The organism is Desemzia incerta, from assembly GCF_900115825.1.
Taxonomy (GTDB): domain Bacteria; phylum Bacillota; class Bacilli; order Lactobacillales; family Carnobacteriaceae; genus Desemzia; species Desemzia incerta.
The window spans coordinates 40582-66399 of sequence record NZ_FOXW01000005.1; the positions used below are offsets into that span (position 1 = coordinate 40582).

The 25818-nt window shown below is 37.6% G+C and carries 24 protein-coding genes and 2 pseudogenes; 12 read left to right on the forward strand and 14 right to left on the reverse strand.

Features of this window, described 5'->3' with window-relative positions:
* Positions 1-88: 88 nt before the first annotated feature.
* Complete coding sequence (locus tag BM137_RS07325; protein WP_092480513.1) at positions 89-2044, reverse strand: ABC-F family ATP-binding cassette domain-containing protein; 1956 nt, start codon at positions 2042-2044, stop codon at positions 89-91.
* A 352-nt stretch (positions 2045-2396) separates the two neighbouring features.
* On the opposite strand from BM137_RS07325, the gene BM137_RS07330 reads away from it, so the two are divergent.
* Entirely contained in the window at positions 2397-3062 is a 666-nt protein-coding gene (locus BM137_RS07330) for a redox-sensing transcriptional repressor Rex (RefSeq protein WP_092480514.1), read from the forward strand.
* 21 nt (positions 3063-3083) lie between these two features.
* Here the strand turns inward: BM137_RS07330 and BM137_RS07335 are convergent, their stop codons facing one another.
* Both BM137_RS07335 and BM137_RS07340 read right to left on the reverse strand, forming a co-directional pair.
* The gene (locus BM137_RS07335; RefSeq protein WP_092480515.1) at positions 3084-3287 is read right to left on the reverse strand and encodes a YdiK family protein; all 204 of its coding nucleotides are present in this window, start codon (positions 3285-3287) and stop codon (positions 3084-3086) included.
* Between the two features lie 30 nt (positions 3288-3317).
* Positions 3318-3974 carry a CPBP family intramembrane glutamic endopeptidase gene (locus BM137_RS07340; RefSeq protein WP_092480516.1) on the reverse strand — a complete coding sequence of 219 codons (657 nt, stop codon included), beginning with the start codon at positions 3972-3974 and terminating at the stop codon, positions 3318-3320.
* A 327-nt stretch (positions 3975-4301) separates the two neighbouring features.
* Between BM137_RS07340 and groES the strand changes: the two genes are divergently transcribed.
* Positions 4302-4586, forward strand: a complete 285-nt coding sequence (gene groES, locus BM137_RS07345) for a co-chaperone GroES (protein WP_092480517.1) — start codon at positions 4302-4304, stop codon at positions 4584-4586.
* A 52-nt stretch (positions 4587-4638) separates the two neighbouring features.
* Positions 4639-6258, forward strand: a complete 1620-nt coding sequence (gene groL / locus BM137_RS07350) for a chaperonin GroEL (RefSeq protein WP_092480518.1) — start codon at positions 4639-4641, stop codon at positions 6256-6258.
* Positions 6259-6327: 69 nt separating this feature from the next.
* Here groL and BM137_RS07355 read toward each other — a convergent pair whose 3' ends face one another.
* Positions 6328-6540: a DUF378 domain-containing protein gene (locus BM137_RS07355; protein ID WP_092480519.1), complete on the reverse strand. Its 213-nt coding sequence runs from the start codon at positions 6538-6540 to the stop codon at positions 6328-6330.
* 397 nt (positions 6541-6937) lie between these two features.
* Positions 6938-8116: an acetyl-CoA C-acetyltransferase gene (locus BM137_RS07360; protein ID WP_092480520.1), complete on the reverse strand. Its 1179-nt coding sequence runs from the start codon at positions 8114-8116 to the stop codon at positions 6938-6940.
* A gap of 251 nt (positions 8117-8367) precedes the next feature.
* Here BM137_RS07360 and BM137_RS07365 point away from each other — a divergent pair, with 251 nt between their 5' ends.
* Positions 8368-9540, forward strand: a complete 1173-nt coding sequence (locus tag BM137_RS07365; RefSeq protein ID WP_092480521.1) for a hydroxymethylglutaryl-CoA synthase — start codon at positions 8368-8370, stop codon at positions 9538-9540.
* A 57-nt stretch (positions 9541-9597) separates the two neighbouring features.
* On the opposite strand, the gene BM137_RS07370 is transcribed toward BM137_RS07365, so the two are convergent.
* From BM137_RS07370 to BM137_RS07385, 4 genes are read right to left on the reverse strand one after another with little or no spacing between them, the layout of a single operon-like run.
* Positions 9598-9816: a hypothetical protein gene (locus tag BM137_RS07370; protein ID WP_092480522.1), complete on the reverse strand. Its 219-nt coding sequence runs from the start codon at positions 9814-9816 to the stop codon at positions 9598-9600.
* A 21-nt stretch (positions 9817-9837) separates the two neighbouring features.
* Positions 9838-11127, reverse strand: coding sequence for a hydroxymethylglutaryl-CoA reductase, degradative (locus BM137_RS07375; RefSeq protein ID WP_092480523.1), 1290 nt, complete (start codon positions 11125-11127; stop codon positions 9838-9840).
* Positions 11128-11157: 30 nt separating this feature from the next.
* Positions 11158-11808, reverse strand: coding sequence for a peptide-methionine (S)-S-oxide reductase MsrA (gene msrA, locus BM137_RS07380; protein WP_092480524.1), 651 nt, complete (start codon positions 11806-11808; stop codon positions 11158-11160).
* A 36-nt stretch (positions 11809-11844) separates the two neighbouring features.
* Positions 11845-12048: a YwbE family protein gene (locus tag BM137_RS07385; RefSeq protein WP_092480525.1), complete on the reverse strand. Its 204-nt coding sequence runs from the start codon at positions 12046-12048 to the stop codon at positions 11845-11847.
* A 161-nt stretch (positions 12049-12209) separates the two neighbouring features.
* On the opposite strand from BM137_RS07385, the pseudogene BM137_RS07390 reads away from it, so the two are divergent.
* From BM137_RS07390 to BM137_RS07400, 3 genes and pseudogenes are all read left to right on the forward strand, one after another.
* Positions 12210-13208 (forward strand): annotated as a pseudogene (locus BM137_RS07390) (LacI family DNA-binding transcriptional regulator); the annotation flags it as partial.
* Positions 13209-13292: 84 nt separating this feature from the next.
* A pseudogene (locus tag BM137_RS07395) lies at positions 13293-14675 on the forward strand (sucrose-specific PTS transporter subunit IIBC); the annotation flags it as partial.
* 36 nt (positions 14676-14711) lie between these two features.
* Positions 14712-16094 (forward strand): glycoside hydrolase family 32 protein, encoded by a 1383-nt coding sequence (locus BM137_RS07400; RefSeq protein ID WP_218147499.1) that lies wholly within the window; start codon positions 14712-14714, stop codon positions 16092-16094.
* Between the two features lie 70 nt (positions 16095-16164).
* Here BM137_RS07400 and BM137_RS07405 read toward each other — a convergent pair whose 3' ends face one another.
* Positions 16165-16668: a pyridoxamine 5'-phosphate oxidase family protein gene (locus BM137_RS07405; RefSeq protein WP_092480529.1), complete on the reverse strand. Its 504-nt coding sequence runs from the start codon at positions 16666-16668 to the stop codon at positions 16165-16167.
* Positions 16669-16860: 192 nt separating this feature from the next.
* Between BM137_RS07405 and BM137_RS07410 the strand changes: the two genes are divergently transcribed.
* Positions 16861-17280, forward strand: coding sequence for an Hsp20/alpha crystallin family protein (locus tag BM137_RS07410; RefSeq protein ID WP_092480530.1), 420 nt, complete (start codon positions 16861-16863; stop codon positions 17278-17280).
* Between the two features lie 27 nt (positions 17281-17307).
* Here the strand turns inward: BM137_RS07410 and BM137_RS07415 are convergent, their stop codons facing one another.
* On the reverse strand, positions 17308-18690 hold the full coding sequence (locus BM137_RS07415; RefSeq protein ID WP_244887669.1) for a DUF1576 domain-containing protein: 1383 nt from the start codon (positions 18688-18690) through the stop codon (positions 17308-17310).
* 373 nt (positions 18691-19063) lie between these two features.
* On the reverse strand, positions 19064-20440 hold the full coding sequence (locus BM137_RS07420; protein WP_092480532.1) for an MATE family efflux transporter: 1377 nt from the start codon (positions 20438-20440) through the stop codon (positions 19064-19066).
* Between the two features lie 358 nt (positions 20441-20798).
* On the opposite strand from BM137_RS07420, the gene BM137_RS07425 reads away from it, so the two are divergent.
* Complete coding sequence (locus tag BM137_RS07425; protein ID WP_092480533.1) at positions 20799-21515, forward strand: pseudouridine synthase; 717 nt, start codon at positions 20799-20801, stop codon at positions 21513-21515.
* Positions 21516-21598: 83 nt separating this feature from the next.
* Here BM137_RS07425 and BM137_RS07430 read toward each other — a convergent pair whose 3' ends face one another.
* Positions 21599-22273 (reverse strand): glycosyltransferase domain-containing protein, encoded by a 675-nt coding sequence (locus tag BM137_RS07430; protein ID WP_177192529.1) that lies wholly within the window; start codon positions 22271-22273, stop codon positions 21599-21601.
* 175 nt (positions 22274-22448) lie between these two features.
* Here BM137_RS07430 and BM137_RS07435 point away from each other — a divergent pair, with 175 nt between their 5' ends.
* Positions 22449-23189 (forward strand): SDR family NAD(P)-dependent oxidoreductase, encoded by a 741-nt coding sequence (locus BM137_RS07435; RefSeq protein WP_092480535.1) that lies wholly within the window; start codon positions 22449-22451, stop codon positions 23187-23189.
* 92 nt (positions 23190-23281) lie between these two features.
* Here the strand turns inward: BM137_RS07435 and BM137_RS07440 are convergent, their stop codons facing one another.
* Positions 23282-24133, reverse strand: coding sequence for a class I SAM-dependent methyltransferase (locus tag BM137_RS07440; protein ID WP_218147500.1), 852 nt, complete (start codon positions 24131-24133; stop codon positions 23282-23284).
* Positions 24134-24249: 116 nt separating this feature from the next.
* On the opposite strand from BM137_RS07440, the gene BM137_RS07445 reads away from it, so the two are divergent.
* Positions 24250-25419: an MBL fold metallo-hydrolase gene (locus BM137_RS07445; protein ID WP_218147501.1), complete on the forward strand. Its 1170-nt coding sequence runs from the start codon at positions 24250-24252 to the stop codon at positions 25417-25419.
* Entirely contained in the window at positions 25420-25680 is a 261-nt protein-coding gene (locus tag BM137_RS07450) for a DUF3006 domain-containing protein (protein ID WP_092480536.1), read from the forward strand.
* Positions 25681-25818 lie beyond the last annotated feature (138 nt).

The window sequence follows — 25818 nt, forward strand, 5'->3', positions numbered from 1 at the left end:
AAAAACAGCAGCTCTCTTATCTATTAATTATATAGATAAGAGAGCTGCTGTTTTTTGATTTTAGATCAGATAAAGAAAGTATATCAGCTTATAGATTTTCCAATTCAAGAGTGCTGGATTCCCATTCTTCCATCAGTTCTTCATATTGATTAGTTAGGAGTTGCAATTGATCGTTTATTTCTTGAACTTTTATGTGATCTTCATAAACATCCGGTTTGGTAAGTTCAGATTCCAATTCTTCAATAGCCTGTTCCAATTCAGCTGTTTCATTTTCAATAGCTTCTATCCTGCGAGTCAATTGACGGATCAATTTTTGATTTTCTTTATTGATCACGCGGTTTTCTGCCGGTTTATTTGGATTGGTTTCTTCACTTTGTAACGGTTGTTTCATTTGAGCATCTTCTTGAGCCAGGCGTTTCAATTCTTCTTGTTCAGCTTTTTTCTCCAAATAATAATCGTAGTCGCCTAAATAAACAGTACTGCCTTCTGGAGAAAGTTCGATAACCTTAGTAGCTATCCGGTTGATAAAGTAGCGGTCATGGGAAACAAACAAGAGAGTTCCGTCAAAATCAATCAGCGCATTTTCTAACACTTCTTTACTATCGATGTCTAAGTGGTTTGTAGGCTCATCAAGAATCAAAAAATTATCTTTTTCCATAGACAACTTAGCTAAAGCCAATCGAGCTTTTTCTCCTCCGCTTAAAGAAGAAACGGATTTTTCGACATCTTCTCCAGAGAACAAAAAGCTTCCCAAAATAGAACGAATATCTTTTTCAGGAGTCGTTGGATGATCATCCCACAGTTCAGCTAGAACAGATTTGGTAGAATGCAATTCAGCTTGCTCCTGGTCGTAATAACCCACTTCTACATTCGTGCCAAATTTAGTTTCGCCTTTGATCAACGGAAGTTCATTTAACAGGGATTTCAAAAGAGTTGATTTTCCTACTCCGTTAGGCCCTACTAAAGCAATAGAGTCATATTTGCGAACGTCCATATTGATCGGTTCAGATAAGATAGTGTCTTCATACCCAATTGCTCCATTTTCGACTGTCATGACAACATTTCCACTCTCAATAGAAGGTTGGAATCTGAACGTAGCTGACTTTTCGTCTCCTTGAGGCTTATCTAGACGATCAATCTTTTCTAACTGCTTACGACGACTTTGAGCTCGTTTAGTCGTAGAAGCTCGTACCAAATTACGATTGACGAAGTCTTCCAATTTAGCGATTTCTTTTTGTTGTTTCTCAAACTCTTTCCATTCTTTTTCTAATTGAGCAGCTTTCAAGTCGAGGAACTTACTATAGTTTCCTTTGTAATGAGTGATTTTTTGACGACTTAGATCATATACTTCGTTGACAACTTTATCTAAGAAGTAACGGTCATGAGATACAATCAGCAAAGCTCCTGTATAGGTCTGTAAATAATTTTCCAACCAGTTCAACGTTTCGATATCTAAATGATTGGTCGGCTCATCTAAAATCAACAGGTCTTTTTTCTGCAGCAATAGTTTGGCCAAAGCTAAACGCGTTTTTTGCCCTCCAGAAAGTTGATTGATGGACTTAGGATAATCAGCTTCAAAAAAACTGAACCCGTGTAAGACAGAGCGAATCTCAGCTTCATATCCATACCCGTTTTGTTCTTTAAAGTCATGTTGCATTTGATCGTATTGTTTTAGCGTCTCTTGATAACGGTCTTCATCTGCCAATAAATCGGCATCACCTAACAGTTGCTCTATATGGCGCATTTTTTTCTCTAATTGGATCACGCTGTGGAACACATCCAGCATTTCGTCCCAAATAGACTGAGTAGAGTCTAATCCGGTATTTTGAGCTAAATAGCCTATAGTGACTTGTTTGCCTTTTGAGATTTTTCCAGCATCTGGCTGCTCAATATCAGCAATCATTTTTAACAAAGTGGACTTACCGGCTCCGTTTCGACCAACAAGTGCAACGCGTGAGTGGTCTTGTATTTCTAAATAGATGTTTTCAAATAACACGTCTGCTCCAAAATAACGAGCTACATGCTGAGCTTGTAATAGAATCATTTTGTAGTCCTCATTTCTTATCTCTGTCCTTAGTTTAGCATATTCTTCCTGTAAGCGGGAGAGGAACAAACACACCTAAGCAAGTTTTAAATAGAATGTAAAAGAATCTTTTTTAGCAGATAAATTAAAGACGTTATGTTTTACAGATGTTGAATTCACAAGGATGCTTGTGAATTTTGCCGAGACTAAAAAAATGATCAACAAAATTAGTCATTTAAGATGCTTAAAAAGGCTAGTATTTTAACAAAAAAATGTTATAATCTTATTATGTGAAACTCTGAAATTTGTGAAATAGATAATTTGTTTCTGGATATTGTGAATTTTTGAATCTTAGAAAGTGAGTGGACTGAATATGAATTCAACGAACAAAATACCTAAAGCTACGGCAAAAAGGTTGCCTATTTATTATAGATACTTGAGATATTTACACGAAGACGGAAAAGACCGTGTTTCTTCAACTGAATTAAGTGAAGCTGTTAAAGTGGATAGTGCAACTATTCGCCGTGATTTTTCTTATTTTGGTGCTCTAGGAAAAAGAGGATATGGATATGATGTTGAAGACTTGATGCATTTCTTCAGCAAGACATTGAAACAAGACCGTTTGACCAACGTAGCATTGATTGGGGTAGGGAATTTAGGCCATGCCTTATTAAACTACAATTTCCACCAAAACAACAATATGCGTATCAGTGCGGCTTTTGATATCAACAAAGAAATTGTTGGAACAATCCAATCTGGAGTTCCAGTGTATCCTATGGAAGACATGGTACAACAATTGAAAATGCAGCAAATTGATGTAGTGATGCTGACCGTTCCAACTTCTGCAGCTCAAGAAGCAGCAAACAACTTGGTGAAAGCTGAAGTTAAAGGAATATTGAACTTCACGCCTATTCGTATCTCCGTGCCTGATCACGTACGAGTGCAGAATGTAGATTTAGCTAATGAATTACAAACATTGATTTACTTCATAGATCATTACAAAACAGATGATAAAGACAGCTTACTGCCTTTAGACTAAATAAAAAGGCAACAAACCTGATTAAGGTTTGTTGCCTTTTTTTAATTTCAAATAAATTTGCAAGATGCGAGTTGCACGTACAAAATCTCGTGTAGCAAACAAAACAAATATTATGGAGAAGAATCCCCATCCGAATTCCCCAACATAATCAACTGCGAACCAAGTGAAGACAACAGCGAGGATGTAGTTGAATAGTATCTGGAACATAAAATCACTTTTTTTCATTAAAATCAAAAATTCCTTTCTAAAAATACCCTAATAGAGTAACAAGTTGGCTACTGTAACGGTAGCGTTCATTAAAGCATGTGCAATGATTGGCGCAGCAATCGACTTTGTTTTCCAGTATAGATAACAAAAAACAAATCCCATTACAGAATAAAGCAAGTAATGACCGTCAAAGTGAATGAAAGCAAAAATCAGCGAACTAATAACGGCTGCTCCAATTCCTCCAGTTATATCAAATAAGTAACCGAAGATCACTTTACGAAAAACGAATTCTTCCATAATAGGACCGAAAATCGCTATTAAAAGCAGGAATAAAGGATAATTATTAACGATATCGACTAATCCAGCAGTATTTTGAGAACCAATAGGAATGTTCAGCAGGAAAGTCTCAATGAAAATTGCTAAGTATTGCCCAATATAAGCTAAAAACATTCCTGCAATTCCCCATAAAATAATGTTCTTTTTGGGAACAGGGGGAGTATTCTCTAAGCTGTTATTGAATGTTGATCGATGATTGACAATAAACATCCATATCGATCCAACGACAAAGGCGATGATTTGGCTGTAGATAGCAGCATCAAAAATGGCGTTCTCTGGAACGAAGAATAGTAAAAATACTGGGAAAAACTGTGCTAAAACGTAAATAAGAATGATTTTGACATAAGGTGATTTCACTAAATTATTCATAATATAAAAACCTTCTTTAACCGAGTTATTTACAGAAGAGTGGAGATGTAAGGTATTATAAAATATATTATCTCTTATTTCTGCTGCATAAGTGTGCTGTTTTCTTTTAACGAATAAAAGTTGATCAATAAATAGTATAACATAAGAATAATGACTCTAAAGGACTTTTTGACTCCTTTTGAAGGAATAGTGTGTTTTCTGGCATAAATACAATTTCAAAAGAAAAAATACTTGCAAAATTTAAAGAGTTTGATATGATGAAGAAGTGAGTTAGCACTCTTTGAGATAGAGTGCTAAACAATCGAAACTACAATTGGAGGGATTTACGTGTTAAGACCTTTAGGAGATCGTGTCATCATTGAAGTAAAACAAGAGGAAGAAACAACAGCTAGTGGAATCGTTTTAGCTGGAACAGCAAAAGAAAAACCACAAACAGGAACAGTTGTAGCTGTTGGAGCTGGCCGAGTACTGGATAACGGAACAAAAGCTGAGCTTTCTGTAGCTGTTGGAGATACAGTGTTTTTCGAAAAATACGCTGGCTCAGAAGTAAAATATGATGGTACAGAGTATTTAGTGATCAAAGAGAGCGATATTATCGCAATCGTAGACTAATCATAAAGACATTTACACGACAAAAAAATCAATCTGATGAGGTGAAGGAATAATGGCTAAAGATATTAAATTTTCTGAAGACGCACGTGCAGCATTGTTGCGTGGGGTAGATAAGTTAGCAGATACTGTTAAAGTAACACTTGGACCTAAAGGAAGAAATGTTGTTTTAGACAAATCTTACGGTTCACCATTAATCACAAACGATGGAGTAACCATCGCTAAAGAAATCGAATTAGAAGACCGTTTCGAAAACATGGGAGCGCAATTAGTTTCTGAAGTTGCTTCAAAAACAAACGATACAGCAGGTGACGGTACTACTACAGCGACTGTTTTAACACAAGCAATCGTTCGTGAAGGATTAAAAAACGTTACAGCTGGAGCTAACCCAGTAGGAATTCGTACGGGTATTGAATTGGCAACTAAAGTAGCCGTTAAAGAATTATTGGCGAATTCTCGTAAAGTAGAAACAAAAGAATCGATTTCACAAATTGCTGCCATTTCTTCTGGGGATGCAGAAATCGGAAAATTATTGGCAGATGCTATGGAAAAAGTAGGTAACGACGGTGTTATCACTATTGAAGAATCTAAAGGTATTGAAACGGAATTAGATGTCGTTGAAGGTATGCAATTTGACCGTGGTTACTTGTCACAATACATGGTAACTGACAATGATAAAATGGAAGCTAACTTAGAAAATCCATACATCTTGATCACAGACAAAAAAATCTCTAATATTCAAGATATTCTTCCATTATTGGAACAAATCTTGCAACAAGGTCGTCCATTGTTGATTATTGCTGAAGATGTAGACGGCGAAGCATTGCCAACTCTAGTATTGAACAAATTACGCGGTACATTTAATGTAGCTGCAGTAAAAGCTCCTGGATTCGGAGATCGTCGTAAAGCTATGTTAGAAGATATTGCTATCTTAACTGGCGGTACAGTGATTACAGAAGATTTAGGATTTGAACTAAAAGATACTACAGTTGACCAATTAGGTCACGCAAGCAAAGTAGCTATCACTAAAGACACGACAACTATTGTTGAAGGTGCTGGATCAACTGAAACAATCAGTCAACGTGTTGCTTTATTGAGAGCACAGGCTGAAGAAACAACTTCAGAGTTTGACAAAGAAAAATTACAAGAACGTATTGCTAAATTAGCTGGTGGAGTTGCAGTAATCCGTGTGGGTGCTGCTACAGAAACTGAGTTGAAAGAGCGTAAATTGCGTATTGAAGATGCTTTGAATGCTGCTCGTGCAGCTGTTGAAGAAGGGATTATTGCAGGTGGTGGTACTGCATACATCAACGTTCAAAGCAAAGTAGCAGAAATCGAAGCTACTGGAGACGTTGCTACAGGTGTGAAAATCGTGGTGCGTGCTTTAGAAGAACCAATTCGTCAAATCGCTGCAAACGCTGGTCTTGAAGGATCAGTAATTGTTGAAAAAATGAAGACCGCTGAACCAGGTGTTGGATACAACGCTGCAACAGATGAATGGGTAAACATGATTGAGGCTGGAATCACAGACCCAACGAAAGTTACTCGTTCAGCTCTTCAAAATGCTGCAAGTGTTGCTGCCTTGTTATTGACTACAGAAGCAGTAGTAGCAACTCATCCAGAACCAGCTGCTCCAGCTGGCCCAGGAATGGACCCAAGCATGGGCATGATGTAATTTCATTAAAGAACGAAAAAAGCATGAGACAAAAATGTCTCATGCTTTTTTGTTTGACTATTCTAGGGACTAATGTCTGTTGTCGTTTCTTGAAAGCAGTCCAAAGAATTTAAGGCAATAGATTGCACACAGACCAACGATGATATAAACGATCTTAGATAAAAGTGCATCTTGTCCGCCAAAAAGAGTGGCAACTAAATCAAATTCAAAGAGACCAACCAAGAGCCAGTTCAAACCACCAACAATCAGAAGCGCTAATGCAACACTGTCTAGAGCTTTCATCCTGTATCCCTCCTTATGATTTAACATAGTTGAATCACCCTAAAAATAACAAGGATTTGGAAGAATGTCTAATAATAAGTCTGCTGAGGATAAGAAAAAAGTAAATTAGATTTGTCGAACTATATGTCTCATGGTTCTTTAAAACGCTTTACTCCACGCTCTCTAGACGAGCTTCACAAACCAGTCTTTCTGCAGTTTCATACCTCTCTTTTATCGGGAAAAACGCCCGATTAAAGAGCGGCATTGAACCTCACGAAAGCCTAAACGGTTTGTTCCGCTCTCTTTTTTAAAACGCGTTGCGTTCGGCAGCTCGTCTATCGCTTTCAAAAAAAGAAACTGGGGGGAAAACCGCCCTTAGTTTCTTTTTTGTGAAGCGTACGCCGAGCTAGACGCCTCACTACACGCTCTCTATAATCATTGCGATGCCTATTCCTCCGCCTACGCATAGGGTGGCTAGGCCTCGTTTTTTTTGATTTTTCTTCATTGCGTGCAGTAGAGTGACCAGGATGCGGGAGCCTGATGCTCCTATTGGGTGACCTAGAGCAATCGCACCGCCGTTGATATTTACTTTTTCAACAGGTAATTCTAAGTCTCGAACTAAGGCAATACTTTGGGATGCAAAAGCTTCGTTGAATTCAAAAAGATCAATGTCATCTTTGGTGAAGTTCGTTTTTTTAAATACTTTTTGTACTGCACCGTACGGAGCATAGCCCATGATTTCAGGATCGCTGCCTACTTCTGCGTAACCTTTGATAGTTGCTAAATAAGGAATTTGACGTTTTTCAGCTTCGCTTTTAGACATTAATAGGACTGCTGCAGCTCCATCGTTGATTCCGGAAGCATTCCCAGCAGTTACAGAGCCGTTAGGTTTAAAAGCTGGGCGCAGTTTTTGTAATTTTTCGATGGTAGTTTCTTTTCGAATGTATTCGTCTTGAGTTACTACTTGAGATTGACGTTTAACCTGAATAGTGACAGGGACGATCTCTTCATCAAATAAGCCGTTTTCTTGAGCTGTTGTTGCTTTCATTTGAGAGTGAAAAGCAAATTCATCTTGTTCTTCTCGACTCACATGATATCTTTCGGCCACATTTTCAGCGGTTACTCCCATGTGATGATGATTAAAAGCATCTGTTAAACCATCATGAACTAAGCTGTCTATAGCTTGGATATCGCCCATTTTACTGCCAAATCGTTGATCTTTTAATAAATAAGGAGCTTGAGACATGTTTTCTGTTCCACCGGCTAAAACCACTTTTGCATCCCCAACTTGAATAGCTTGGCTGGCAAGGATAACCGATTTTAGACCCGAGCCGCAGACCTCATTGATCGTCATAGCAGGAACAGTATTGGGAATTCCTGTATGGATGGAAATTTGACGAGCTGGATTTTGTCCTAAGCCGGCTTGAAGGACATTCCCAAAGATAACTGTATCGACTTCTTCGGGTTGGATAAGTGAACGATTCAATACCTCAGTAGCAGCTATAGTGCCTAATTCTACTGCAGATGTATTTTTATAAACGCCTCCTAAAGAACCAATGGGAGTGCGTACTGTACTCACGATAACAACTTCTTCCATGATTGATTTCCTCCATATCTACGTATTTATCTTTCCTTAATACTTGAAAATAAGTTATGATTAATTCTATTCTACGATAAATTCGATAAGATACTGTATAAGTTTTTGTTAAAAATGCTTTCTTACTAAAAATTAAAGTTATTATTAAGTTTATAGGCTGTCAGTTGTGTTTTTATTTAAGATGATTTATGGTTGAAATGGATTTAAAGTACGGAAATTGATATGACATGACGAATAAAGGAGAAATCAACTTGAATATAGGGATAGATAAAATTGGTTTTTACACACCTCATACATTTATTGATATGGTTAAGCTAGCTGAAGCTAGAGGAGTGGATCCAGCAAAATACACAATTGGTATTGGACAAGAAAAGATGGCTGTCTCTCCTGTAACTCAAGATGCAGTGACGTTGGCAGCTAATGCAGCACTGAGAATATTAGATGAAGAAGATTTGGAAAAAATCGATTTAGTCGTTTTTGGAACAGAATCAGGAATAGACAGCTCTAAAGCAGCTGCAGTTTATGTTCATGACTTATTGGGCATACAATCGCGCGCGCGTTCTATTGAAATCAAACAAGCCTGCTACGGAGCGACTGCCGGGATTCAGTTAGCTAAAGGACATATTGCGTTGCATCCAGAGAGCCGAGTATTGGTCTTGGGATCAGACATTTCCAGATATGGACTGAACACTCCTGGAGAAGTGACTCAAGGAGCTGGTGCTGTGGCAATGGTCATTAGTGCTGATCCGCGTATTTTAAGTTTAGGAGATCAAAGTGCTTATTTAACCAATGATGTTATGGATTTTTGGAGACCGACTTATTCGGATACGGCTTATGTAGACGGAAAGTTTTCTAATGAACAATACATCTCTTTTTTCCTGAATACATGGAAACAATTCAAGTCGCAAACCGATTTGTCCATAAAAGATTTTGAAGCTATGTGCTTCCATTTGCCATATACAAAAATGGGAATGAAAGCTATGCGTGAAATCTTTGTGGAAGGAACTTCAGAAGATGAAGAGCGTTTAACCAGACATTATAAAAACAGTACGTTGTATAATAAAACAGTGGGGAACATTTACACTGGGTCGTTATATTTAAGCTTAATATCGTTGTTGGAACAGGATGAAACGTTAAAACCAGGCGATAGAATAGGATTGTTCAGCTACGGTTCTGGAGCAGTTGGGGAGTTTTTCACTGGAATACTTCAGCCAGAGTACAAAGAAGCATTAGCTGAGGCTGAGCACGCGAAATTATTCGCAGAAAGAGAAGAAGTCTCTATCGAAGAATACGAAGAAATATTCAGCGAAGTCTTACCAGTTGATGGTTCAAATCTTCAATTAACTATCGAAAATGACCCAGCAATGATATGCGTGGCTGGGATTGAAGAACATAAGAGAATATATGTAAATAAAAATAGATAATCAACAGAAAAAAGGCTATCTCACTCCAAAAGTGAGATAGCCTTTTTTGCATTTATCTTACATAACATTCATGTAAATAAACCCGAGACCGTGGTTAACAATAGATACTGAATTTAAATCTTTTTTAAAAAGGACTTTATCCCCAATAGTAAAATTATCTCTTTCATCATCTTTCAATATTGGGATAAGGTCTTGCAATTCTCGACAATCAATAGTGTACACTTCCATAAAATAATCATTATACGCAATATCTATTTCGACTCTATGATCATCCATGTATGAAGCCTCCTGTTTTATCTATTGTCTGTATTCTTCCAGAAGTTTTTCAGCAGTCGCTAAATTCATATTGTCAGCTTGCTTCAGTTGGTCGGACAACCAATCGATTTCTTCACCAACTGCACCTGCGCTGATAGCTAAAGAACGAGACTGCAAGCCCATGTGGCCTTTTTGAATACCTTCTGTCACAAGAGCTTTAATGGCTGCGAGGTTCTGAGCCAAACCAACGGATACAATGATGGATTCCAGTTCAGCTGCATTCTCATAATGTAAAATAGTTTTGGTCATTTTTGCTGCAGGATGGAATGAGATAGAGCCTCCAACTGCGCCAACGGGTAATGGTATGGTTAAACTGCCAAGCAAATCGCCGTTGTCTGCTTTCTCCCAAGTAGACAACGAGCGATATTGACCACTTTTAGACGCATAAGCATGAATCCCAGCTGAGACAGCACGCCAGTCGTTTCCAGAAGCCATAACGACGCTGTCGATTCCATTCATGATGCCTTTGTTGTGAGTCACTGCTCGATAAGGATCTACATAAGCGAATTGATAGGCATCGATAATGCGATCACGAACTTCTTCCCCGCTCAAATCTCCTTTTCGCAATAGTTTAGCGGGTATACGACAAGTCGCAGTAGCCAAACATTCTGTGGCGTAATTAGATAAAATCCCCATTAAGGCAGGAGCTTGGATCAATTCTTCCACATACGGCAAAATACCTTCCATCATAGTGTTCAAAATGTTGGCGCCCATAGCTTCCAAAGTATGAACATGCACATGAAGAATCAAAAATTCCGGCATTTTTTCAACTGGATCAGCTTCAATGTGACGAACATCTAGTCGAATAGCACCGCCTCCGCGTTTGACAATAGAAGGATGTGCTTCATTAGCTTTTTGTAAAATAGCGTGTTCATATTGATGCAACTTTTCCATCATTGAAGCAGCGTTAGGAGGATTTTTGATAGCTATTTGACCAATCATGACTCGGTCAGTGACAGCAGTTTGAAATCCACCTGCTTGTTTGACGATTTTTGCAGCTGAACTTGCAGCAGCAATCACAGAAGGTTCTTCTATTGCCATAGGAACAGCATAATCTTTTCCATCAATTAAGAAATTCAACGCTGCTCCATAAGGCAGTTCGTAAGCAGATAATTGGTTTTCGATCATATTATCCGCCATGTCATCGGTCAAATGCAAACCAGTAATCAGCATCTCCTTATCGTTTGCAGATAAGATACCGGCTTTTTCTAAGGCGTCGATTCTCTCGACTCGGCTTTTAGTGTAAAATTTTGATAGATATGAGTGGTCCATATAAGTCTCCTTTTGCACATTCATTCTTCATTACCAACGGAGATTATTGAGGGTGTATAACAATAACTCCAGTTGAGCAGGTTCTAAACCCCAGTCGGTTATTTCTTGCTTGATATCCGATAAACTGGCGCGCTCTCTGACAAAACCATTCAAACGAGCAGCGATAGTAGAGTGGAGGAACGATTTTTCATCTGGAAACAATTCACGAACAGCTCCGCGAGCTTTTTTGAATCGCCGTAAAAAATATTTTTGATGATGATCTTCAGCCGGATAAAACACATCGTATTCTTGTAATTCCGTTTGAAGTTCTTTTCCATCTCTTTTTTCTACTTCAGCTTTGACTTTTTGAGCAACGGAAAGTTGTTTTTCGTTACGGTAAAATAGAATGGAAATGTATTGTCTTTCTTTATAAAAACGGTCTTTCGTGGCGTCATGATTTTCCCAGAACAATCGAACTAACTCTTCATAAGAGATCAAGTCTGGATCAAATAGGATCTCTATTGTTTCAGAATGATCACCGATGGCGCGATATGTAGGCTGCTCGGTGGTTCCGCCCGCATACCCCACTTCTGTTTGAATCACTCCTGGAAGACTTCCGAACAAAGTATCCGGTCCCCAAAAACACCCCATACTAAAGGTAGCTTTTTCACTAATCGAAGCGTGTTTATTAAAGTTATTCATTTTCTGCACCTCAAATCTTGTCTTACTGATACAAAGTTAATTGGATTCAATTACGTGTTGTACACGACCAACTTGATCTCCTTCTTGAAGCATGACTTTGATGCCATGAGGATGATTCTGACTATTGGTCAATATGCGTTTGACATGCCCGCGAGTTAATTTGCCTGTACGTTGGTCTTTCTTTAATACAATATCTACTTCAGCACCAATTTGTATGTTGCTGCGTTTTTTTCCATCCATTATTTCTCATTCTCCTTTATACCAGCTTTTACATTACATTATACATGAATTTCAAGTTTTAAGTCTTATTTCAAAAAATCAAAATACCTATTCCGTAAAATATATGGTAATATTGGCGATGAAAATACCCTTCTAACAAGAGAACTAAGGTAAGGTGTGGAAAAATGGTAACCATTAATGATATTGCTCAAAAAGCAGGAGTAGCAAAGAGTACAGTGTCTAGATACTTAAACGGGGGATCCGTAAGTCAAAAGACAAGAGATAAGATAGATAAAATAGTGAACGAAACCGGCTATTCGCCAAATACATTTGCACAAAGTTTAAAAGCTAAGAATACTAAAATGATTGGAATTATTGTTCCTAGGCTGGATTCTTATTCTGCCAATGAAGTGTTGAGCAGTGTAGACAGAACTTTGAGAGAGAAAGAATATCAACTATTGATCACTAACACAGATCAAAGCAGCGAAAGAGAGATTGAGAATATTTATACACTGGCTAAACAAAAGGTAGCTGGTATCATCTTAATGGCCACAGTGGTCACAGAAGAGCATAAGAAAGTGATCTCAGAAATTGATGTACCAGTATTATTGTTGGGACAGCAAGCTGAAGGGCTGCATTCGATAGGACATCAAGAATTTGAAGCGGGATACGCAATGGGAAGACATGCGGGTAGTTTAGGTCATAAAAACTTTTTGTATTTTTCAGTTTTTAAAGAAGATATCGCTGTAGGACAACACAGAGCAAATGGCGTATTAACGGCTTTAAACGAAGAAACAGATGTCAATGTCGACATCATCGAGACGAGCTTTTCGTTTACAAAAGCTTACGAACTAGCTTTGGAAATCTTACCTAAAACAAATGCAACATATATCTTATGTGCAACAGACAATATTGCGATGGCTGTTTTGAAAGCAGCCCATACATTGCAGTTAAGAATTCCAGATGATTTTTCATTATCAGGATTCGGCGGATATGAAGTAACGTCTATCGTTTCCCCTTCTATAACTACCGTCAAATATGGGTACAAAGAGTTAGGTGAAACAGCAGTAGAAAAATTGTTCCAATTAATCAAAGGAGAATCGATAGAAGAAAACACCTTAATACCAAACTATTTGTTAAAGAGAGAGTCTACGGTTTCAAATGTGAAAAAAGTTGAGTAATTTACTTGACATTTCCTTTTGAAACCGATATCATTCTATTCAAATAGAACCGGTTCCAATTTCAAAAAATTAGGAGGGAAAAACATGGCAACGAATAAAGAAATAGCTTCAGATGTCATCAAAGCATTAGGTGGTAAAGAGAATATTCAGTCGGTCACTCACTGTGCAACAAGATTGAGAGTTATTGTACACGACAAAGACAAAATCAATGAAGAAGCAGTGGAAGGGATTGAAAAAGCAAAAGGTGCATTTTTCAACTCTGGACAATATCAAATTATTTTCGGTACAGGTACAGTGAATAAAATTTATGAAGAAGTCACCAACTTAGGAATTGCTGAACAGTCGTCACAAGAAACAAAAGAACAAAAAAATGAAGGAAAGAATGGGTTCCAAAGAGCTATTCGGACTTTTGGAGATGTATTTGTTCCTATCATTCCAGTTTTAGTAGCAACAGGGTTGTTTATGGGACTACGCGGTTTGTTGACACAAGAACAAGTTTTAGCTGTATTTGGTTTAGTTCCAGAAGATATCAGCGCTAATTTCTTATTGTACACTCAAGTGTTAACGGATACAGCGTTTGCTTTCTTGCCTGCTTTAGTAGCATGGTCTTCATTTAAAGTTTTTGGAGGCTCACCAGTTATTGGGATTGTTTTAGGATTGATGTTAGTCAACCCGGCACTTCCAAATGCATATGAAGTTGCTGCAGGTACAGTTGACCCTATCACTATGTTTGGATTTATTCCGGTCGTTGGATATCAAGGTACAGTATTGCCAGCATTTATTGCAGGATTTATTGGCGCTAAATTTGAACGTATCATTCGTAAACGTGTTCCAGAGTATTTAGATTTATTGATCACACCATTTGCAACACTGTTAGTAATGAGTATCTTGTCATTATTTGTTATTGGACCTGTTTTCCATTCATTAGAGACAGTTGTTTTAGATGCTACAATCTGGTTATTGCAATTGCCATTTGGTATCGCAGGATTAGTAATCGGCGGATTGAACCAGTTGATCGTTGTCACAGGAGTACATCATATTTTCAACTTCTTAGAAGTGCAATTGTTAGCGAATACAGGAGTAAATCCTTACAATGCCATTATCACATCTAGTGTTGCTGCTCAAGGTGGAGCTACATTAGCAGTCGGTATGAAAACAAAATCGAAAAAACTAAAAGCTTTGGCTTTCCCATCTACACTGTCTGCTTTCTTAGGAATTACAGAACCGGCTATTTTCGGGGTAAACTTGCGCTACGTTAAGCCATTCCTATTTGGTTTAGTCGGTGGTGGAGTCGGAGGAATGTTAGCTGACCTATTGAATTTAGAAGGATCAGGTATGTCAGTAACTGTTATTCCAGGGACATTATTGTACTTGAACGAACAAATTATCTGGTATATTCTTGTTAATGCCGTTGCAATCGCAGTAGCATTTGTTTTAACTTATATGTTTGGATTCTCAGATAAAGAAATTGCAAAGGATCAATAAATGAAAGGAAGAAATCACTTGTCGAGTCAGTCAGAAGCCAAAAAACATCAATTGTCTTATCATATAGTACCACCAAAGGGATTATTGAATGACCCGAATGGACTCATTCAGTATAAAGGCGTCTACCATGTATTCTTTCAGTGGAATCAGCATGGCACGGTACACCAATCAAAAAGTTGGGGCCATGTGACATCTACAGATTTGGTCCACTGGGAGTATCATGAAGCAGCTTTAGAACCCAATGATTGGTACGATAAAGACGGCGTTTATTCCGGAAGTGCGGTAACGAAAGATGATACTTTGTATCTATTTTATACAGGTAATGTTCGAGGAGTAAATGATAGTCGAGAAAGCTACCAATGTCTGGCTGTTTCAAAAGATGGATTCCATTTTGAAAAGGAAGGTCCGCTATTTGAACATCCTAAAGGGTACACCAGACATGTTCGAGACCCCAAAGTCTGGCAAGGCGAGAACGGTCTGTGGTACATGATTTTAGGAGCTCAAAGGGAAGACCTGACTGGAGATACTATACTTTATACCTCTGAAGATCTTTTAGACTGGACGTTTAAAGGTTCATTGCTGGAAAAGAAACTTCCGTTAGGGTATATGTGGGAGTGTCCTGACGTCTTACAATTTAAAGAAAAAGATTTGTTTGTCTTTTCTCCACAAGGGTTGGAGCCAGAAGGAAACAAGTTTCAAAACATTTACCAAACGGGTTATCTGACTGGTCAATTAACACCAACTGGTCAATTTGTTTCTGAGAATGAAGAGTTTGTTGAATTAGATAGAGGGTTTGAATTTTATGCGCCGCAAAGTTTTACCGATCAAAAAAATCGTGTCATTTCTTTTGGTTGGGTAGGAGTAATGGAGCCGGAAGTAGAAGCTGCTGTTCCAACAATAAAAGATGGATGGGTACATGCATTAACTATCCCAAGAGAACTAACTTACCAAAATGGAGTATTGAAACAACAACCTGTGGAAGAATTGGCAGCAATGAGAACAGGTACTCCGCAAAAAGTAGAGGCTGAAGATTCGATTGTAGAGCTTACTTCGCTGCAACAAGAAGTCATAATCAATTGGAAAGAGGATCCAAAAGCATTCTCAATGGGTATTCGAGATAATGTGGAGATCAGTTATGACCAAGAAACAAGAACCGTAACAGTCAGTCGGATCAATTGGTTGACGAATGAGCGTGAGAAAAGAGCCGTTCAGTTGAAAAAGGAACTAAAAAACATGCGCTTATTCTTGGAAAGCTCTTTAATCGAGTTGTTTGTGAATGATGGTGAAGAAGTGTTTACCTTACGCTACTTTGCAGAAGATAAAGACGATCAGCTTTCTTTCTCTCTTGCGGATAAGAACGAACAAAGAGAAATTTCCGTATATGAATTGACTGTTCAATAGAACAAAAAGTGCAAAAAGAAATGAATCGGAAGCATTGTCCCGATTCATTTCTTTTTGTCTTTTTAGTTGATTATAAGTCAACGGTTTCGTTCGAATTTTCTCCTGGTTTGACAGAATCTTTATTTCCAACAGCTTTTTTAAAGAAGTTGGCAACAGATTTAGTTGTATTTCCCGTTTCCCAATATTCAGCTTTATCTGCTTCGACTTTGATTAAAATCAACATTGGGTCATCATAACTGACATCGAACATTTTTTCATAAATTTTGTTCCAGAATTCTTTTTTACGTTCTATATCATCTACAAATACGGCTTTACCACTGATTGAAGCGTAAGAATCTCCAACGACTGTTACGTTGACGTTTGGATTGGCAGAAATCTCTTTGTATTTAGTCGTATCTTTACGAGTAATGAACCATAAGTCTTCATCAAATTCTACCTCTTGAGTTTGCATGGGACGAGAGACAATATTGCCATCTTCTGAAATCGTAGTCAGCATAACGACATCTGTGTCTTTTAAAATATCTTTTAATACAGACCGTGCTTTTTCATTTTGTGTTGAATCATTGTTTGACATATTCTTTACCTCTCCTTTTTGGTAAACACAGTATAACAAAAATGAAAACGTTCTTAAAACAATAAGATTATCCTTGTTTTTCTATAAAAAGTTTTAGCACTCTGTTGACTAGAGTGCTAAAACTTTTTATAATAGAAGTGTAGTAAAAGAGATTACTACAAGAATCAAATCAAAAGAAAGAGGGAGTTTATTATGAATAGTTTATTTCCATCTAGACGTGATTTTATGAACCTCAACCGTAACTTTTTTGGTGATTCTTTTGACAATTTGTTTTCAGCGGCTTCTTCATTTGACGTAGATATCAAAGAAACGGATACAGAGTATACTTTAGAAGCTGATATGCCTGGTTTGACTAAAGAAGATATTCAATTAGACTATCAAGATAACGTACTGTCTATCGGGTCTCATAGAGAAGAAGGCAAAGACGAAACGGATAAAGAAGGCAACTACATCCGAAGAGAGCGTTCTGTTCGCTCTTATAAACGGCAATTTATTTTAAGGAATGTAGATGAGTCAAACATTACTGCTAAATTTGATAACGGAGTTTTAACAGTTCAATTGCCTAAAAAAGAAATGAAACAAGAACCTGGTAAAAAAATCGAAATCCAATAAACTTCTAAACAAAAAAAACGACCTCTCTTAAACGTGAGGTCGTTTTTTTTCATCGTCGTCTGCAATAGTTGGTTTATCAATAGTATCTAAATCTTCCGTATGTTCAGTATCAATAAGCGGTTCGATGATTTTTTTGTTTTGACGTTCTTTTTTATGAAAATGCAGCACTTCTAATAAAGGAACTAAAATAGCCGCGATAAACCCTCCTGAGAATCCGTTATTATACAAATTCATTCCGGCGTGCAAATAGGTGACATTTGCAGACATTGCCATATGCAGGCCACCGGCTATTAATCCAGCAAGGGTTCCATAATGTCCACTTACAGGTGCTAAAGTAGTACCGAATAATGCGGTCAATAAGAAAGTCGTTGAGTACAGTTCGATAGGAGTAAAGAAACCAACGAAAAGAATACCTGCAAAGATAGGTAAAACATTTTTGATGTGTTTTCCAAAAGCCCCAAAACCGACTACTGTGAAAATTCCGCCAATAACGGGACCATTTAACTCTCCACCTACCGCTAGTGAGAAGCTTGTAGAGATAAGACCTAAGAGACCCATATTGATTAAAGATAATCCAAAACCGTATTTTTCTAAAAAATCAGGACCGCCAACCCCATCTTCATCTAAGAAAGTGCCGAAGTCTTTAAAGTTCATTCCATTAAAGTAATATCCCACGATAAACATAAACGAAAATAAACTATATAAAAAGATAGAAAAAGGAACGTTATTGCCCCTAGAAAGCAAATTAACTACATCCACACTAAAACCATAAGCTCTTAAAACAGCAATAAAAGCCATACCGATAATACCAGCTGTAAAACCAATATTATACAAGCTGAAGCCTTTGTGGAAACTAGCAAAGTGCCGCGACAAAGGAGGAAGAATAAATCCGACAAAAACACCTGCAAGAAAACCTAACAAAACTCCTATGAAAAAGGGGAGTCCGATATTAAAAGAAATTTCACTTACTAGAGGAGCAAGAGCAGTACCAAACAAAGCAGAAAGCAAATAATTTTTAAAAGGTGTGTGTGTTACTTTAGCGTATAGCATAACACCGAGGATGATCGGAATAGAATTATAGAGGTTTTTTCCGAATAGTGAAAATCCTGCAACAGTAAAAATAGCTGCCAGCAAAGGACCTGAGAGAGGTACTCGATTGGTTCGAATAATAAACAGGCTTTTTAAAACCATCAGCGAAGCATTGACTAGAGCAGCTCCAACATTCGCCAGCATAAAGTAATCGGTCACTAAATTTGCTGGAGAGATCAGTAGTTTAATACTCCCGTTCCAGATTTCCATAGGGGTATTAAACGTAAATGCAAATAAAAATAGCGAAAGCGAAAAGAACAAGGCAAACAGATATTTTGTTCGTTCAGTAACGATGCGCTTTTCATTTGTTCTATGGAACATCAAGGTCTTCATTTTAACTCAACACACTTTCTTAGAAGATTTTCTAAATAGAACAGGATTTCATCTGCAACATTCACAAAAAGTAAAGCAGGTACTTGCTTTTTTTAAAAGAATAACACGTCAAGTTTTTGACGGCAACAAGAAATTTAAGCCCATAGACAAAAATAAACTGAAAGTAATATGAAAACTTGTTGTATTGAGGTGATAGCGGTTTTAAAAAAGTGAACAAAATAGCAAAATACGTATAGAACAAATTGTATCTCTAAAAAAAGAGTAAACAAAATAGCCGAAAAGTACAAAGAATAAATCCTGAAAAAACAAAAAACACTATCTCATCCAAACTCTGGAGTTGAGATAGTGTTTCAAATAAACTTTATTGGTTTTGACTAGTCAGTAATTTCTTAGCAAGCTGTTTTCTTTCCCCAAGAGTTGTTTTTCTCTTGAATGAGTAGTAAGAATAAATTAAAGGAACCAATGCGCCTAACCAAGCTATTGGATTTGCAATGGTCACGCCTACGTAACCCAGAGATTCTACTAATAGTAAAGCAACCAAGACGCGAGCAAGTAATTCCATTATACCGGCTGCTGTTGGTGCAGTACTTTTTCCTAATCCTTGAAGAGTATATCTGTAAATGAACAACATAGCTAATAAGAAATAGAATGTTGCATTAGTATAGAAGTAAGTTTGTACTAAATCAATGATCGCAGGATCTGTTTCTCCAATATACATTTCAGCAATTGGGCGTCCTACAGTAACAAGGACGATTGCCATCACTACACTATAAGAAAGAACAATTTTTAATACTTTAGAAACACCTTCCCAAATACGGTCGAATTTACCAGCACCATAGTTTTGAGCTGTGTAAGTTGCCATAGTAACACCGAATGAAACTAAAGGCATAGTTGCGATTCCGTTGATCTTTTCAGCAGCTGTAGTAGCAGCCACTGCCGTAGCACCTAGGCTGTTCAAAGTGATTTGGATAGCAATTGCACCGATAGAAATAATCGAAACTTGGAATCCCATTGGCAGACCAAGGTTTAAATGTTCCATAATTTCTTTTTTGTCTACTTTCCAATCTTCTTTACGAATACGTAAAATAGGAACTTTTTTCCAAATGTAAACCAAGCACAGTAAACTAGCAATAATTTGAGAAATAATCGTTGCATAGCCGGCTCCTTCTACGCCAGTCCCCAAACCTAAAATGAATACATAATCTAATGCAACATTTAAAACAGACGCGATGGCTAAAAATAATAAAGGAGAGCGACTGTCGCCGATAGCACGTAAAATATTCGATAAAAGATTGAATAGAACGGTTGCGCCGATTCCAGCGAAAATAATCACCAAGTAAGCTTGAGCATCGTCTATTAAAGCAGCAGGAGTTTTCATAAATTCTAATATTTGTCTAGTAAATAGCGTCGCTGCAATCGTTAATACGATACTAATGACTGCACTGATGATTACGCTGGCAGCTAAATTTTTGCGAATGGCTTTGATATCTTGACGGCCGAAACGTTGCGCAGTGATAACAGAAAGACCTACTGTCAAACCTGTAGCCAAACCAATGATTAATGAACTGATGCTTCCTGTAGACCCAACTGCTGCAAATGCATCTACTCCAATCGTTCTGCTGACGATAAACGTATCTGCCATACTATAAAACTGTTGAAAAATATTTCCTAATAACATTGGCAAAGTAAAGAATAAAATTAATTTTGTCGGATTCCCTTTTGTCATATCTTGTCCCATAAAAAATATTGCCTCCTAAAATTTTCGTTGTCGTTTAATGAAACTATTTTTTTACAATATAAGTGCGTGGTTTTCTTAACACTTTTGCTAGTATAGTTTCATTTTCAGAAAATACAACCCATATTCCGCTTTTTTATTTTGACAAATTTGTTGACAAAAGATGGCTAAAAAGTGAATGCCGTTTTCATTGATTTAATAGGAAAGATAACTGGTGTAGCAGCTTTTTTGATTTCACAAAGTGTTCATTTTCATAAACCATCACTTTTAAAAAAGGTGCTTCAGGACGTTTTAAGCTTATTGTATTCAATCGAAAGATAGTTTACTGTTAAAGAGAAATTTATATAGAAGGAAGAAAAAAATGAGGATAGACAAATTATTAGCTGAAACGGGTTTTGGTTCACGAAGAACCGTAAAGCGGCTGATCAAAAGCAAACAAGTATCAGTCAACGGCGAAATTATACTAGAGGATCGAATAAATGTTGATCCTGAGATCCAAGAAGTTAGAGTTTCAGGAAAGAGAGTGTATTACCAGCCGCATGCCTACTATATGATGAATAAACCGGCCGGAGTAGTCAGTGCAGTAGAAGACAAGGAAAATAAAACAGTGATCGATCTGATTAAATCTTTTGATAAAGCAGTTGGATTGTATCCTGTTGGGCGATTAGATAAAGATACAGAAGGTCTATTGCTGTTAACGAATAATGGGAATTTAGGATACCAATTGCTTCTGCCGCATAAGCATGTCACAAAGACCTATGAAGTTCGGGTGAATGAGAGAGTCACTATCGAAGATCAAAAAGCGTTTGAAAAAGGAATCGTATTTCATGGCGGAATCACATGCAAACCTGCAAAGTTGACGATAGTGGAAGCAAATGATTTAGAAAGCAGAGTCATTGTTGAAATCAAAGAAGGAAAGTTTCATCAAGTAAAGAAAATGTTTTTAGCCTGCGGGAAAAAAGTTACTTATTTAAAACGGCTGACCATGGGACCTTTAAGTATAGATGAAAATTTACCTGTCGGATCTTATCGATCATTAACAAGAGAAGAGTTGGAAAAACTGACACCGTATTTTTAACGAATAGAAATCGAAATCAAAAGGCATACTGTTGGATTCAACAGTATGCCTTTTGATGATGTCTTCAAGATTTATAAATGATTTTAAGAAACAACGTTTTCTTGATCAGTATCTTCTATAGTAGAGACAAGTTGTTGCTCAGTAACTAAATAGCTTATGTTAAAGTTGTTTTTCCAGAGGACATAGTTAAAACTAAGGCTGTCTAGAAAACTGAACGTAGTGATTTCCTCCCACCATCTCTCCATTAATTGAGAAACTTCTGGAGAATGGTTTTTTCGAAATAAAACAGATGTATCTGATATGCCGCAACTTGAAGGATAATACTGATTTTGATAAGACTGCATTTGTAAGGTGATAGTTTCGATACGGTCTGTTTGGTGTTTTATAGCAGACACAGCCATATCGTAAGCAGAATACGCTTCAGTATGCTTCAAGGCATAAAGATTGAATGTATCCTTAAACAGCTCTTTTTCAATCCATTGATGCAAACTGTTTAAGACTGAATCAGTTGGATTTTCGATCCATATAGTATAGTCATACTCTGGCAACAAAAGATGAGGTAACAGCTTTACGTGAGTTATTTTTCTGTCAGCATCTAATCCGGTGTTAGGAAACGACCTCATTTGCCAAATGGAGGACTGGATTGCAGGATCTTCTGCAAAACATATGTAGTCGCATTGGGCAGCAAGAATAGAAGGCTGCTCATTAAAAATGGTCTGTTCAGTTGTAGCAGTGTAAATTGCAACCTTATTTTTCATTGCCATCCCTTCTTTCTGTATTAAATATATCATCTTTAATATACGGATAATAACATAACGGTCTTACTTTAAATAAAGAAATTGCTTACAATTCGATCAAGCTTTTCTTTTGCTAACTTTCTTTTTTCCCGCTACTCTTAAAATAGTAAAAAGAAAGAGAAAGGGGATTTTATTAGTGGAAAAACTTTCAGGAAAGTCAGCATTTATAACAGGCGGAACTTCAGGGATAGGAGAATTTACCGCTAAGGCATTTGCAACTAATGGAGCAAAAGTAGCTGTAGCTGGTCGTGATGAAGAAGATGGCAAACGCATCGTAGAAGAAATTCGACAAGCTGGAGGAGAAGCCATTTTTGTTCGACTAGATATTACAGATAGAGAATCGATCAGCAAGAGTGTACAACAAACAAAGGATTCTTTCGGAACCATTGACATCTTGTTTAATGGAGCTGGGATCCATGATTCTTACGATACAGTGTTGGATACAGACGAAGAAAGTTACGACTTGTTAATGGACATTAATGTTAAAGGTCCCTTTTTAATGACCAAAGAAGTTTTGCCGATGATGTTGGAAAAAGGAAAAGGAACCATCATCAATGTGGGCTCTCAAGCTACTTTTGTAGCAGGACCTGGCGGATCAGCTTATGTGACTTCTAAACATGCGCTCGAAGGATTCACGAAACAGTTGGCTTATGATTTCGGGAAAAAAGGAATCAAAGCGAACTTGATTGCACCAGGATTCATCGAAACCCCAATGACGGAAGGGATAGAAGATGAACGATTAAAAGACATTCCGGCACAACGAGCAGGAAAACCAGAAGAAGTAGCAGCCGTAGCTGTTTTTTTAGCTTCTGATGAATCGGATTACATCCAAGGGACTTCTATAAAAGTAGACGGAGGATGGACAGTCGGCCGATGACACTGTTCAAAAATTGTGTATTGATATAAAGGATAAAATTAGACAAAAGGAAACAGGTTTTGTACCTGTTTCCTTTTGTCTAGTTTGACTATTTATTTAACGGCTATAAAAGCGAATGTATCCATGGATTGGATAGAGCCCCTTTGATGATAGGTTTTTAAGGTGTTCAATTCTGAAGCAAGCAATGTTTTGAATTTTCCCGGTACAGAGTGAAGAGAATCAATGATTTCAGGTGCGTCAGAAATGGTCATATCTACTTCCCATCCGCCGTCTTGCAAGTGTTTGGAAGGAATAACAGCTTCTTCTGTTATTTTCCAACCAGCTTTCTCAGCGAGCATCAGACTGTCTTCAGGAGTGATCAATGTACGAATATTCGCTTCAGTTGTCTGACGAAAACTTTCATATTGGGCTTGCAGCAAAGCGGCTAAGAAGTGCGGGAGTTGATGACTTTCAGTCACACGTGTATCCCACTCCGCAAATACAAGGCGTTTTCCCCATTTATTCAGCTTGGTAAACATCTCTAGTAAAGTTTCCTGAGAGTTTACATACCAACTAGAATGTGACAATACGATCGTGTCAAACGAATTTTCTGGAAAATCTACTTCGGAAGCTAAAATATCCGTATCGAAACTAACAGTGATTTGCTTGCCGATTGGTGATTGTTGCAGTTTAGCTATCGCTTCGCCTAATGTCTCAGGTGCGCCGTAATCAGGACTGGCGATATCAACAGCGTGTACACTGCCAGTATTTCCTGTCAAGTAAGCTAATATAGCCGTTGTATCTCCTTGACCGCAGCCGATTTCCAATATGTTTTCTCCAGCGTGAATTCCCCAAAATTCCGCTAAATGAAGCCTGTGCTGTGTCTGGACAGCCTGTATTTCTGACAACTTTCCTGTTGGAGAAATGTAAGTGGCTAATTCTTCAATGGAGACTTTCTTCTTCAATGCTTATCCCTCTTTCTTTTGCAGCTTAGAATTTAGTTCATTATATCATTTTTTAAGCAAGATAAATACATAAAAAAAGACATTATATGTTAATCTAGTAAACAGAAGAAAGGTAAGTGAAAAGATTGAAGAAAAGTTTGGCAAAAATGAAATTATTTTTACAGTTGACAGCAGCGGTAAGTTTTTTAGGGGCATGCAGTGTAGAGAGTCATTCTCCTGAAACCATTGAAAGTCCAGCTGCTTATGAAGCCTCCCTTAATCAAGCGGAGGATAAAAAAATGACCGAGTCTGAGGAATTAGCGGTTCATTATATAGATGTTGGGCAAGCAAATGCGACGTTGTTTGAATTTGCAAGTGATGACGAAGAATATGCAATTCTTTATGATACGGGGGATTGGACAAGTACAGATGTAGTCGATTACTTAACAGACAAAGAGATACAAGAATTAGACCTCGTGATCGCGAGTCACCCAGATGCTGATCATATCGGGCAGTTGGATAAAGTATTGGAGCAGTTTGAGGTAGGGGAAGTATGGATGTCCGGAAATACGACTTCTTCAGATGTTTTTATTCGTTCACTTGAAGCTATTCAAAAATTTGAAGTAGGCTATTATGAACCAAGAGCGGGTGAGCAGTTCGATATTGGACCATTGAGTATGGAAATCCTTCATCCTAGTGTATTGACGAGTGATACAAATGCAGATTCTATATCGATGTTCGTTTCTTATGGGGAAGTGGACTTTTTATTTACGGGCGATGCAGGGAAAAAGCAAGAAATGGAAATGGTGAATTCGGGTATGAATTTAGATGCCGAAATTTTGGCTCTAGGCCATCATGGATCGGATACCTCCAGTGCACCGGCCTTTATTGATGCAGTCAGTCCTGAAGTAGCCATCTACAGTGCTGGAGCCGGTAATTCTTACGGACATCCTCAAACCAGTGTCGTGTCACTGATTCAAGAAAAAGGAATCGCATTATACGGAACAGATCAAAATGGTACGATCATCGTCAGAACAGATGGGGAAAGTTACCACATTGAGACGGTGAGGGATGAAAGTAAAATACAAAAAGACACTGAGAATTCATTGGCAGGGAAGATTGATCTCAATACAGCTTCTTATGAAGAACTGCTTGAAATTGCCCATATTGGACCAGAACGTGCAGAAGACATTATCTCATTGCGACCATTAGAAAAAATAGAGGATCTACAGAAAGTTAATGGGATTGGACCTTCTAGATTAGAAGACATCATCACTGAAGGCAAAGCTTATGTAGGAGGAAATTAAATGAAAGCTATTTTGGATCGTATAGAAGAGGGGAAAGCAGTTTTACTGATTCAAGATGTAGAGAAAGAATGGATCATCGACAAGAATCATTTGCCTCACGGGAGTAATGTAGGTGATTGGTTGACGATACAAATCACAGAAGGACGCATAAGTGATATGACGATTGATCAAGCATTGACACAAGAGAAGAAAAAGACAGCAGAAGATTTATTAACATCCATTCGCAAGCAGCCTAAAGGGAGCAAGTTTAAAAGAAAATAAAAATTGCTGTACGATAGAAGAGTTTAGCAATCTAAAATCAAATTAGATTAAATATATTGACGATAGGAATTTGAATGCAGGAAAGAAAATTCTCATTGAAATGACGTCAAACACATAGGTTGAGTTTTACTTTTGTGG